General features: G+C 41.2%; 8 protein-coding genes. 4 read left to right on the top strand and 4 right to left on the bottom strand.

Annotation, left to right across the window (positions count from 1 at the left end; all coding sequences use genetic code 11):
• Window positions 1-691: 691 nt before the first annotated feature.
• Window positions 692-1531, bottom strand: a complete 840-nt coding sequence (locus tag AC570H_RS03900; RefSeq protein ID WP_497351907.1) for an energy transducer TonB — start codon at window positions 1529-1531, stop codon at window positions 692-694.
• Between the two features lie 309 nt (window positions 1532-1840).
• Between AC570H_RS03900 and AC570H_RS03895 the strand changes: the two genes are divergently transcribed.
• The gene (locus tag AC570H_RS03895) at window positions 1841-4024 is read left to right on the top strand and encodes a glutamine synthetase III family protein (protein WP_497351905.1); all 2184 of its coding nucleotides are present in this window, start codon (window positions 1841-1843) and stop codon (window positions 4022-4024) included.
• 274 nt (window positions 4025-4298) lie between these two features.
• The gene (locus tag AC570H_RS03890; protein WP_497351903.1) at window positions 4299-5486 is read left to right on the top strand and encodes an AIR synthase related protein; all 1188 of its coding nucleotides are present in this window, start codon (window positions 4299-4301) and stop codon (window positions 5484-5486) included.
• Between the two features lie 150 nt (window positions 5487-5636).
• On the opposite strand, the gene AC570H_RS03885 is transcribed toward AC570H_RS03890, so the two are convergent.
• From AC570H_RS03885 to AC570H_RS03875, 3 genes are all read right to left on the bottom strand, one after another.
• Entirely contained in the window at window positions 5637-6488 is an 852-nt protein-coding gene (locus AC570H_RS03885) for a dienelactone hydrolase family protein (protein ID WP_497351901.1), read from the bottom strand.
• Between the two features lie 216 nt (window positions 6489-6704).
• Complete coding sequence (locus tag AC570H_RS03880; protein ID WP_497351899.1) at window positions 6705-7286, bottom strand: hypothetical protein; 582 nt, start codon at window positions 7284-7286, stop codon at window positions 6705-6707.
• 61 nt (window positions 7287-7347) lie between these two features.
• Window positions 7348-10692, bottom strand: a complete 3345-nt coding sequence (locus AC570H_RS03875; protein WP_497351897.1) for a TonB-dependent receptor — start codon at window positions 10690-10692, stop codon at window positions 7348-7350.
• Between the two features lie 328 nt (window positions 10693-11020).
• On the opposite strand from AC570H_RS03875, the gene lpdA reads away from it, so the two are divergent.
• Window positions 11021-12409 carry a dihydrolipoyl dehydrogenase gene (gene lpdA / locus AC570H_RS03870; RefSeq protein WP_497351895.1) on the top strand — a complete coding sequence of 463 codons (1389 nt, stop codon included), beginning with the start codon at window positions 11021-11023 and terminating at the stop codon, window positions 12407-12409.
• Window positions 12410-12618: 209 nt separating this feature from the next.
• A complete protein-coding gene (locus tag AC570H_RS03865) occupies window positions 12619-13458 on the top strand; it encodes an MBL fold metallo-hydrolase (protein ID WP_497351893.1) in 840 nt (279 codons plus the stop codon).
• Window positions 13459-13477 lie beyond the last annotated feature (19 nt).

The following is a 13477-nucleotide window of genomic DNA, read 5'->3' as shown; positions in this document are numbered from 1 at the left end:
TACAATAGGATACATAAAATATTGACCTAATCAACGCCCCTTCTTCCATGGCTTGTGTCTCACAAGCCATTTCAAACATTACAATAAATTATGCTCTAAGTGACATATGCTAAGGATAAATATTTATATAATTTAACACCCCGGCCTGCGACCACCCCTCTAAAAGAGGGGAATTGAATACCACCCACCCACGGCTTGTGTCTCACGAGCCATTCCAAACATTGCCCCCTCCATGGACCGTGTCTCACGGACCATTACAAATACATTTAAAGCATTGCGATAAATCAGTGTACTATGTGCAATAGGCTACAGATAAAATATTCATCTAATTTAACACCCCGGTCTGCGACCACCCCTCTAAAAGAGGGGAATTGAACACCTTCTACCCATGGCTTGTGTCTCACGAGCCATTCCAAACATTGCCCCCTCCATGGACCATGTCTCACGGACCACTACAAATACATTTAAAGCATTGCAATAAACCAGTGTTACACCTGCAATGGATAAATATTCATCTAATCAACACCCTGGTCTGCGACCACCCCTCTAAAAGAGGGGAATTTAATATGTCCTACCCCATGGCTTGTGTCTCACAAGCCATTCCTACACACCATCGGCTACAGGTAAAAAATAGCCAAAAAAAGGCGATGAAACTTTCATCGCCTTTAGAGAGTATGGGAGCGTACCTTATTTATTGGATAGTATAATTGATCGGCATGTTATAGCGTACCCTAACCGCCTGGTTATTTTGTCTGCCAGCTTTCCATTTCGGAGATTTTTTAATCACCCGCATCGCTTCTTCATCGCAACCACCACCAATGCCTTTTACCAAGTTCACATTGCTAATGGAACCATCTGTTTCTATCACAAAACTCACATATACTTTTCCTTGGACATTGGCTTCTTGTGCCATATAAGGATACCTGAGATTTTTTTGAATGAATTTGGCCCAAGCAGTCATCCCTCCAGGGAATTCAGGATACTCCTGTATATCAATAATTTCATGTACTCTATTATCAACAGCCCCTTCTGTTGCTGTGCCACCGCCTCCACCAGTATTGGTGCTGGGTTCAACGGCATTTACCTTTCCTGGTTCTCCTTGTTGCGTAGTACTTGCGATTACAGCCTCTTGCACCTGCGCAGTTGTTGGTGGTTCTACAATAGGTTCTTCAACAAGACTAATGTTAGTGGTTAGCTTAACAGATTTAACAGGTGCCGGATCTTTGATCGGTTCGCTTTTAGCTGGCTCTTCTTTTTTAGGCTCCTCTTTCTTCATTTCGTGAATAGGTTTTTCCGCCAGAGCTACCGGAACCTCTCTTTCCACTATCACTGGATCCTTCTTACTCATTTTAGCATAAATCATAGGTCCTACAAATAATAGCGCAAACAAAGGTGCCACAATCATGAAAGCCTTAAACAAGATACTCGACGATTGCATCCTCAATGCATAAGCACCGTAATTTTTGTTTCTGTTGCTGAATACGAGAGCGAGCCACTCGCTTCCGTACAAATTTGATGAATTGTTGAACATAGCTTTTAGGTTTTTTAACTATGATGTTAGTTGATATTAAATTCCATAAAGCTTTTGAAAATATTTTTTTTTGAGCCTATCCTAGCGCTTGTGAAGTTGGGTAGACGAGACCTTCAAAGTTTCAAAACTTCGTAAGTCTATCCAATTCTCGAAAATACTTATCCACATCAAATCCCAGTATTTTTGAGAAATTTTGAAGAAAAAAATCAGATTTTTATAAAAATTAACATTTTTTTACATTCAAAAATTAAAATTCATTGAAAAAATAGATTAAAAAATATATTTTTGAACAAAATTTTAAACTAATCCATGAAAAGTCTAAGAACTATTGCTCTAAAAGAGGCGCAAAACAGAGTTTCGCCTGAAGTTAAGGCCCCTTCTACTAAAATTTCTGAATTTTTCGGTTCAAATGTTTTTGACAAGAAAAAAATGAAGGACTACTTGTCTAAAGAAGTTTTCGAAAAACTAATGGCAACCATTGGTCAGGGAGAACTAATTAACCAGGAAGATGCTAACCAGATTGCGTCGGCAATGAAAACTTGGGCCATGGGCAAAGGTGCTACGCACTATACACACTGGTTTCAGCCATTAACAGGCTCAACTGCCGAAAAACATGATTCGTTTTTTGAGCCAAGCAGCGATGGTGCAATCGAGAAATTTGCAGGCAGCGCCTTGGTACAACAAGAGCCAGATGCTTCAAGCTTCCCGAACGGCGGTATCCGCAATACTTTCGAGGCACGTGGCTATACCGCATGGGATCCTTCTTCTCCTGCATTCATTATGGAAAGCAAAGCAGGCAAAACCCTTTGTATTCCAACCGTATTCGTTTCTTATACTGGCGAGGCTTTAGATTACAAGGCACCGTTGTTAAAAGCATTGGCAGCTATGGATAAAGCAGCTGTTGATGTTTGCCAATATTTCGATAAAAGCATTACCAAAGTAAATGCCTCATTGGGTATTGAGCAAGAATATTTCTTGGTTGACTTGGCACTTTACAATGCACGTCCAGACCTAGTGTTAACCGGCCGTACTTTATTCGGACACATGTCTGCAAAAGGCCAACAATTAGAAGACCACTATTTCGGTTCTATTCCTGAGCGCGTTTATGCTTACATGGTAGATTTCGAAAACGAAGCCCTTAAATTAGGTATCCCTCTTAAAACCCGTCACAATGAGGTGGCTCCTTCACAATTTGAGTGTGCTCCTATCTACGAAGAAATCAACTTGGCTATCGACCATAACCAATTGTTAATGGATTTGATGGACAAAGTTGCCCTTAGACATAACTTTAAAGTGTTATTGCACGAAAAACCTTATGCAGGCATCAATGGTTCGGGCAAGCACAACAACTGGTCGCTCATTACCGATACCGGCAAAAACCTATTGGCTCCGGGCAAAACGCCTAAAAACAATTTGATGTTCTTGACTTTCTTCGTTAATACCATTAAAGCTGTTCATGAGCATGCAGATTTGTTGAGAGCAAGTATCACTTCGGTAAGCAACGATCACCGCTTAGGCGCAAACGAAGCTCCACCTGCAATCATTTCTATCTTCTTGGGTCAACAATTGGATGAGATTTTGGAAGAAATCGAGCACTCGCGCATCAGCAAAAAAACCAAAGAAGATAATGGCTTATGGTTAGGCATTCCTAAAATTCCTCAAATCTCTTTAGACAATACAGACCGTAACCGTACTTCTCCTTTTGCTTTCACCGGCAACAAGTTCGAGTTGAGAGCGGTAGGTTCATCGGCTAACTCTTCTGCCCCAATGACCGTGCTGAACGCAATCGTTGCAGATCAGCTGACCAAATTCAAGATCGACGTTGATAAATTAATCAAAAAAGGCGATAAAAAAGACGTTGCCTTGTTAACTGTGATCAAAAGATACATCAAAGAATCAAAAGATATCCGTTTCGAAGGCAATGGCTATAGCCAAGAGTGGGCTGATGAAGCTGCCAAACGCGGATTGTCAAACATCAAAACTACACCAAAAGCTTTAGATGCTTATGTAAGCGACAAATCAACAGATTTATTCGTAAAAACCAACATCTTCAGCAAACGCGAATTGCATGCCCGTCATGAGATTTTGCTAGAAAGCTTCTACAAAAAACTACAAATCGAGGCCAGAGTAATGGGCGAAGTAACCAACAGCCAGATTTTGCCTGCAGCTATCGCTTACCAAAATACGTTGATCGAAAATGCCAGAGGCCTAAAAGAGCTAGGCTTAAGCAAAGAAGCCATTGCTACGCCATTGGCTATCATCAACAAACTTTCTGAGCACATCGGCATTGTTAAAAACAGTATTGATACCATGCTAGAAGAGCGTAAGAAAACCAATACTATCGAAGATACACGCGATAAGGCTATCGGTTATGACGAGAAAGTTAAAGTTTACTTTGACACTATCCGTTACCATACCGACAAATTAGAGCAAATTGTTGACGACAGCGTTTGGCCATTGCCAAAATTCAGAGAATTACTCTTTTTAAAATAGAATTTTCTTCCATTAAGGTTAAAGCGTCCCGAATATCGGGACGCTTTTTTTATATCATCATCGTCATGCCCGGCATGATGCGATATCGATCTCGAGGTAGATCCTTCACTGCGTTCTGGATGACAAAATCTTGGATTGCCACTTTAAACTTTCAACCTTTAACTTTCACCCCCCACTTTGAGCTTTCAACCTTCCACTTTCAACTTTTAACTTTTTCACTTTCCACTTTGAACTTCACTAGACTCTCACCTCAAAATCCTATCTTTGCAGCAACATGAGTGACAATAGGTACAACCAACGTGGCGTTTCGGCCTCAAAAGAAGATGTGCACAATGCCATCAAAAATATCGACAAAGGAATTTTCCCCCAGGCTTTCTGTAAAATCATTCCAGATATTTTAGGAAACGACGACAGCTACTGCAATATCATGCATGCGGATGGTGCGGGAACCAAATCTTCCCTAGCTTATACCTATTGGAAAGAAACCGGCGACATTTCTGTTTGGAAAGGCATTGCACAGGATGCAATCATCATGAATTTGGATGATTTGATCTGCGTAGGCGCTACTGACAATATTCTTTTATCTTCAACTATTGGTCGCAACAAAAACCTCATTCCAGGCGAAGTAATTGCAGCGATTATCAACGGAACAGAAGAAATTTTGGCCGAATTGCGCGAATTGGGCATTTCGATCTACTCAACTGGTGGCGAAACTGCCGATGTAGGCGATTTGGTAAGGACAATTATTGTTGATTCGACGGTGACTTGCCGCTTAAAGCGCGAAGATGTGATCAGTAACCACAACATTCAAGCTGGCGATGTAATTATTGGTTTGGCTTCTTATGGCCAGGCTAGCTACGAAAGCGAATATAACGGCGGTATGGGCTCTAATGGATTGACTTCTGCTCGTCATGATGTTTTCGAGAAATCAATAGCCAGCAGCTACCCTGAAAGCTTTGACCCTGCCGTACCAATGGATTTGGTATTTTCTGGTGGCAAAAAATTAACTGATACAATCGAAATAGACGCTTCGGCAAACCTCAGCATCACAGTAGGAAAATTGGTACTCTCTCCTACCCGTACCTATGCACCAGTGCTTAAAAAGGTGTTAGATAAATATAGAAAAGACATCCACGGCTTGGTACATTGCAGCGGTGGTGCACAAACCAAGGTATTGCATTTCATCAATAACGACGTGCACGTAATCAAAGATAACTTGTTTCCAGTGCCACCTTTATTTAAATTGATCCAGGAACAATCGGGCACCGACTGGAAAGAAATGTATAAGGTATTCAACATGGGCCATCGCATGGAGATTTATGCGCCTGCTGCCATTGCCGAAGACCTGATTGCCATTTCAAAAAGCTTTAACATCGATGCGCAAATTATTGGTCGCGTAGAAAAAGGCGAGCAAAAACAGGTAACCCTAACCAGTGAAAAGGGGACTTTCGTATATAACTAAACATTAACTGCTATAACAAAAAGGCTTCGAAGATTCGAGGCCTTTTCTGTTTCTTTATAAAAAAGTTAATTTATATATGGTCGGTGAGGACACCGACCATTAGACGAGTGCTAAAGGTGGGTGTCTACACCCGCCTCTTTAGTCTATGGCTTACCCAATTTTTGCCTTGAACAAATCAACCGTTCTTTGCCAGGCTAATTTAGCCGCGGCCTCGTTGTATCTTGTTGGCGAAGTATCGTTATTAAAGGCATGATTTACGCCATCATAAATATAAAGCTTATAATCGATGTGATTAGCTTTTAACGCCTCTTCATAAGCCGGAATGCCTGCATTGATCCTTTCATCCAACCCACCATAATGCAACATGACGCTGGCCTTTATTTTAGGCACATCTTCCGCCTTAGCCTGTGCGCCATAGTAGGCAACCGCTGCCTGTAGCTTCGGATCGTTAACGGCCAGTTTATTGGCCATTCCTCCGCCCCAGCAAAAGCCTACACAAGCTGTTTTGCCATTGCCATCTTTATGTTTTCTTAGGTACTCCAGTCCTTTTAGGTAATTCTGCAAATTCTTTTCAGGATCAAGTTTACCAATCAGTTCCCTGCCTTTCTCTTCATCTGCAGGTGTGCCTCCAAAAGGCGAAAGCGCATCTACGCCCAAAGCCAGAAAGCCTTCGGCAGCCATGCGCTTGGTTACTTCTATAATATGTGGATTCAAGCCCCTATTCTCATGGATTACGACTACCGCGCCCAGCTTTTCTTTGCCTTTAGGCTTGGCCAGCACTGCTTTCACATCGCCATCGGCACCCGCGTAAGTTACATTTTCTACGCTGATGTCGTCGCTATGAAATGTAGCAGCGCTTGCATAGTTATTTTCAAGCAGAGGTAAGATACTAGCGGCCAAAGCTGTGCTTCCAGTTAAAATGGCCAGCTTTTTCATGAACTCTTTTCTGCTTAACTGGCTGTGGGTGTACGAATCGTACAGGTTGATTATTTTCTGATCCATGGATTAAGGTTTATCTTACTCTAAAATACTGATTATCGGATCAAATTTTACTTATGAGGCAAAAATCACAGCTCACAAGTACTGGAAGAATTTAGACAAGGTGTATGAATGCAAGTTCAAATTGCAATATGTACCAAACTGCATAGAGTTGTGCTTAAAACAAAAAAAGCCGGTTTCCTTTTTAGGAACCGGCTTTTCTTTTAATTTTAGCGAACGCTAAATGGTTCTCATTCCGTATTCTGATAGTGTAATTGTGTATTCTGCAAGTGTAGCATTTGATGCATCTTGTGCAACAACAATTATACTTGTGCCTCTTGTACTAGAAACTGCTCCATTACTTACAGCTAAAAGACCTGTACCTACCTTGTCTAAGGTAAAAGTATATTTTAAACCCCAAACAATATTACTTGCATTGCCATAGGCACCAATTGCGGTTACTACAGGAGCTCCAGCTACAGGAGTAGCTGTGGCAGTTAACGATACATTATTTGCAGTGTAAAGTACAGTTCTAACCGAACTACTCACTGATGTATTGCCTGTTTTAGTATTTGTTAGGTAATACACAGTTAATTTAGGAATTACTTTGCTAGGAAATAATTTTTCGCCAACAATGTAATTTAATGTAACAACGCTGCTTGCAGTTGTACCAGTAGCCGATAATCCGGCTGTTTTTGCAATTTCAATAGTCGTAGCTCCGGTACCAGAAACTTCTACTTCTTCTAGTGGTGATTTCTTACAAGAAGCAATCGACACAGCTAACATTGCTAAAAGTGCAAATTTTGTAATTAAATTTTTCATATAAATATTTTTTTAACCCTAAACAAGAAGAACTCATGTTTCTTGTTTAGGGTATGAGCTATTAGTTGAAATTGTAACGTAAACCAAACTGTGCATAGAATGTAGATGAGATGGTTTGAGAAGTACCAAAAGTACTTCTAACAATATCACCATTTGCACTGTTTAATTTAAATGTTGGTTTTGTAACAGCGTTAATCGAGCTTACGTTTTGAGGAACCAAAATTGCCGCATTGTTTACGAAGTTAACATTACCCCAATTTTTGTTCAATAGGTTACCTACGTTAAAGATATCAACTGAGAATTGGATCGAGTTTTTAGTTTTGCCAAAATCCCTGAAGATCTCTTGGGTTAATCTAAAATCTACTTGATTTCTCCAAGGCGAACTTGCACCATTACGAGTGGCATACTGACCTTTGTGCTCTCTTAAATATTTATCTTGCTCGATATAAGCAAAGAAAATATCGCTTTGCTCTTGCGCAGTATAAGGTCTTGCATAACCAGTAGTACCACCACCAGCAGGAATGTTAACAAAAGTAATTTCAGATGGATCTCTAGGAATGTAGATCAAGTCGTTGGTTTGTCCATCACGGTTAAAGTCGGCAGAATAGGTATAAGAAAATCTACCTTGTTGAGAACCTTCATAAAACAATGAAACCGAAGTTGCCAAGTTTTTGAAGTATTCTTTCCTGAAAGATACAGAAGCAATGATACGATCTGGGTTTAAGTTACTTGAATAACTCAAAGTAGGAACATTTGGATTGCTTGAAGTTTGAGGGATCGACCACAAGTTCAACAATTGGTCACCTGAACCATCACCGAAATTACGTTGATCAGAACGGGTGTAAGCAACCATTAACGATAGGCCTTTGCTAAATTGTTTGCTCAATTGTGCAGTAGCCATCCAGTTGTAGCCACCTTTGGCGTTACCCATTTTAACAACGTTTACAAATGATGTACCTGTTGCAGATGGAACACCTGCAGAAGTTGTATTTACCGCTTGTCTGTCGGTAACAGAGCTAGCAAAGAAAGGTCTGTTATCTGGGTAACCAGGAATATTTAAAGCAGTAGGATCTTTCAAGTTCACGTTCGTTGCAACCGCTGAATAAAGATCTTTACCATAGATAGCTTCGATGGTACCTACGATACCCCAAGGCAATTTGGCATCAACAGCTAAACTTGATTTCCAAGTTTGAGGAAAACGCAAATCTTTAGACATTGCGCTGATGGTACCTGGAATAGTAGTACCAGCTGCTCCTTTTGGAGAAGTTAAGTTTGGTGCAATGTTAGGGCTAAAGAATGGTACAGCATTGCCTGTGTAAGTTTGAGTATATTGCAATAAACCAGCATCACCAGATTGTGAAACGATCCATACAAAAGGAACACGGCCAGTGAAGATACCAGTACCACCTCTTACTTGTAATGAGCGATCACCATTTACATCCCAGTTAAAACCGAAACGTGGCGAGTAGGTGATTTTGTTATCCGGCAATTCGCCTGTGTTAACTTTTACGCCATTAGCAAAAGTTTGAGCCGCTACCAAAGGATGCGTTCTGATGGCATCTGTACTTGGGTATCTTGCTTGCTCAACTCTTAAACCTGCAGTTAATTTCAAACGATCGGTAACTGTAAACTCATCTTGCAAATAAGCAGAGTACTGAGCAAATTTAAAGCTAGGGAATGCCTGAGAACCATCAGGAGTTAATGGATAGGTAACTGAATATTGTAATGGTCTTGCGTTATTCACGAAATCATCCCAAGATTTGAAAGTATAGAAACCTGTACCAAAACGTTGGAAACCGTTTTTAGTGGTACTGAATTCTGCCTGCAGACCTAAAGTTAAATTGTGTTTACCTAAAGCAATACCTAAATCATCGCTATAAGTATAGGTCTTCACATCTCTCAAGTTGCCAAAAGTAAAGGCCTCGTAACCAAAAGTAGTTAACACGTTACCAGCACTTGTAGCTGTTTGGGTGTTATCTAAGATATCAACCAAAGGAAATGGTGTACTATCAGAAGTTCTAGGGTCATTTTGGTGCGAATAAGCTGCACGCAAAGTATTGGTAAATCTGCTTCCGAACTGAGAGTTCAACTCGGCAGTTGCCGAATAAAGGTTAGCCGCTTGGTAATAGTTTGAATTCGCAAAAGGCAAGCCTGCAGTTTGGGCGTTACCAGATCTCACGTTACCATAACCCAAGTTACCTGTAACCGCCGAACCAGAAACAGAAGTACTGGCAGGGCTAGGCGATTGGCTTTCTACTTGGTTGTAACGTACACTGAAGTGATGGCCTTTGGCAATGTTCCAATCTAAACGAGCAAAGAACTTGTTGTTATCGCTAATGTTCTCATAGTTCTGATAAGGTCCCGTTTTATAACCATACTTCGCATCTAAGAAAGCACTCACAGTCTCCATGAAATCAGCTGTAGTTCTGGTAATGGTCGAAATAGAACCATAAGGAAGTGATGGAGTAGCTGCAATTCTGGTTGATCCGGGAGCTTTTGTTTTTTTGATCTCGCCGTTTACAAAGAAGAATAATTTGTCTTTGATAATCGGACCACCAAAGCTTGCGCCATAGTTCTTCTCGTCTAAGTTCTGCAAATTAGCAATGTGATAATCACCAATGTTACGACCTTGCTGATCATCGCCACGCATGGTGTAGAAGATGTTACCAGAGAAGTTGTTCGTACCCGAACGAGTTACCGCATTTACAGCAGCACCAGTAAAACCTGTCTGACGAACATCATAAGGCGTTACGTTGATAGAGATCTGCTCTAACGCGTCGATAGAAATTGGTGAACCACCAGCAGGAATGTTTGCACCAATACCAAATTGGTTGTTGTAGTTGGCACCGTCAACCGTAAAGTTGTTTGAACGGTAGTTACCACCACCAATGCTTGTGCTATTTGCCTGTGGCGTTAAACGCGTAATATCGTTCACACTACGGGTAATAGTTGGCAAAGCTTGGATTTGCTGTCTGCTCACTACGGTATTTGCACCGCTTTTGTTCGAATTCAAAATAGGGTTGCTTCCAGTACCTACAATGTTTACTGTAGATAAAGTGTTGCTATTGTCTGAAAGTGTTACGTTCAGTACAAAAGGCTCACCTAATTTAATGGTTACATCTTCGAATTTTTCTGGCTTATAGCCTACAAAGCTTACTTCGATGGTGTAAGGACCACCTACACGCATGCCTCCAATGGTGTAACGGCCATCGGCATTGGTAATTACGCCATATACCGTACCGGTAGGCGTGTGTGTAGCTTTAATGCTAGCACCAGGCAAAGTTTCTTTAGAATCTCTGATGGTACCGGTCATTGAAGATGTGGTAATCTGCGCATTGGCAACAACGCTCAAACCCACAAAAGCAAAGACAATTACTACAAATTTTAATAGTAAAGATTTCTTCATACTCTTTTTATTTTTTCGTTTTGTTAATGATATGTTAAAATATCGCCACAAATGTAAATATTAATTTTTGAGCGATTCACAATTCCAATGTTAAATTATTATTAATTATCCCAAAACTTATCAACACTTAACATCGGGCTAATTATCTTTAACTTACAGTTTTTCAGCATTTTGGAGCCCAACAACTTTTGTGTTTGTTTTTAACGACGTACACCAAGCTTCTGCAAATTGTCAAAAGCTCGTGGCAACTGAGTTGCTAACCTTATTTTAACCAACATTTTTTTTAATTTTGACACATTATTTTAAGTTAATTCCTTTATTAAAAGATATGAACTACGATGTAATTGTTATCGGCAGCGGTCCAGGTGGATATGTAACTGCAATAAGAGCGTCGCAATTGGGTCTAAAAACTGCAATTGTAGAACGCGAATCATTAGGCGGTATTTGCCTTAACTGGGGCTGTATCCCCACCAAAGCCTTGATTAAAAGTGCGCAAGTATTCGAATATATCAACCATGCTGCCGATTACGGAATTGAAGCAGCCGAGCCGAAAGCTGATTTTGCAGCTATCGTTAAACGCAGCCGTGGCGTAGCCGATGGCATGAGCAAAGGCATCCAGTTCTTGATGAAAAAGAACAAGATAGATGTGATTATGGGCACCGGAAAAGTAAAGCCTGGCCAAAAAGTAGAAATAAAAGGCAACGACGGAACGCAACAAGAATTAACAGCAAAACATATCATCATTGCTACGGGCGGCCGTTCGAGAGAATTGCCAAACCTGAAGCAAGATGGCAAGAAAGTAATCGGTTACCGCCAGGCAATGGTTTTGCCAGAACAGCCAAAATCGATGGTAGTAGTAGGCTCTGGCGCTATTGGCGTTGAATTTGCCTATTTTTATGCCACGCTTGGAACCAAGGTAACCATTGTAGAGTTTATGGAAAACATCGTTCCTGTAGAGGACGAAGAAGTTTCGAAACAATTGTTGCGCAGCCTTAAAAAATCGGGCATCGAGATCATGACTTCTTCTAGCGTAGAATCTGTTGATACCAGCGGTGCAGGTTGCAAAGTACAGGTAAAAACAGCTACAGGCATGCAAACTTTAGAGTGCGATATCGTACTTTCTGCTGCAGGCGTGGTAGCTAACATCGAAAATATTGGTTTGGAAGAAACCGGCATCAAAACCGAAAAAGGCAAAGTGGTGGTAGACGAGTTCTACAATACCTCTGTTAAAGGCTATTATGCCATTGGCGATATCGTTGGCGGACAAGCATTGGCCCACGTGGCATCGGCCGAAGGCATTACCTGCGTGGAGAAAATTGCTGGATTGCATGTAGAACCAATCGACTATAACAACATTCCGGGCTGTACCTACTGCTCGCCAGAAATTGCTTCTGTTGGTTATACCGAAAAAGCAGCCAAAGCAGCAGGTTATGAATTGAAAATCGGCAAATTCCCATTCTCTGTATCGGGCAAGGCGAGCGCAGCCGGAGCAAAAGACGGTTTTGTTAAATTGATTTTCGATGCAAAATACGGTGAATTGCTAGGTGCCCACATGATTGGTGCCAATGTTACCGAAATGATTGCCGAGATCGTAGTTGCGCGCAAGCTGGAAACTACCGGTCACGAAATGATCAAATCAGTACACCCGCACCCAACCATGAGCGAAGCCATTATGGAAGCCGCAGCAGCTGCCTACGGAGAAGTGATCCACTTATAAGGCAAAAGCTAAAATACTGAAGGCCTAAGGCTTTGAAGCAAAAATATAAGCCTGTCGAATTTACTCGACAGGTTTTTTTTGTTTTTACTCCACAGTAGTTCAAACCTTCTACCTTCAACCATAAACCTTCCACCTTGTTTTTTGTTTATTTTAGGTCAGTTTATGGCTAAAAACCATTGCTTAATCTCTAAACCTTTTACCTTTATCGCATGAAACTCTATACCATCAATACCGGCTTTTTTAAATTAGACGGAGGCGCCATGTTTGGCGTGGTTCCGAAAACGATCTGGCAAAAGAGCAATCCCGCAGATGCCAACAACATGTGCGACTGGGCCATGCGCTGTTTGTTAATCGAAGATGGAAGCCGCTTGATTTTGGTAGACAATGGCATAGGAAACAAGCAAGACGAAAAGTTTTTTGGCCATTACTATTTGCATGGCGACGATACCATTGACAAGTCTTTGGCCCAGCATGGATTTCATAGAGACGATATTACCGATGTATTTTTGACGCACCTTCACTTCGATCACTGTGGCGGTTCTATTGAAAGGGTCGGCGATAAATTGGTACCCGCCTTTAAAAATGCTGTTTATTGGTCTAACCAGCAACATTGGGACTGGGCAGTACATCCAAACGCCAGGGAAAAGGCTTCTTTCCTGAAAGAAAACATCCTTCCTATACAAGAAAGCGGACAATTGAGGTTTATTCCTACCCAAGATGGCGTAGTTTTTCATGAAGACATCAAAATCCGATTTGCCTATGGCCATACCGATGCCATGATGCTGCCTCAGCTGAGCTATAAAGAAAAAACCATCGTGTACATGGCAGATTTGTTGCCTTCGGTTGGCCACCTGCCTTTGCCCTATGTAATGGCCTATGACATGTTTCCGATGCAGACCTTAAAAGAAAAAGCTGCGTTCTTAGAAGAGGCAGCCAATAATGAATACATTCTTTACTTGGAGCACGATCCTGTTAACGAATGTTGCACCGTTCAGCAAACTGAAAAAGGGATAAGGGTAAAAGACACCTTTAAACTCACGGCAATCTAATATTTTAACTGCGCTCGAA

The organism is Pedobacter sp. B4419 (assembly GCF_059693725.1).
This window is presented reverse-complemented; position numbering and strand designations above follow the sequence as displayed.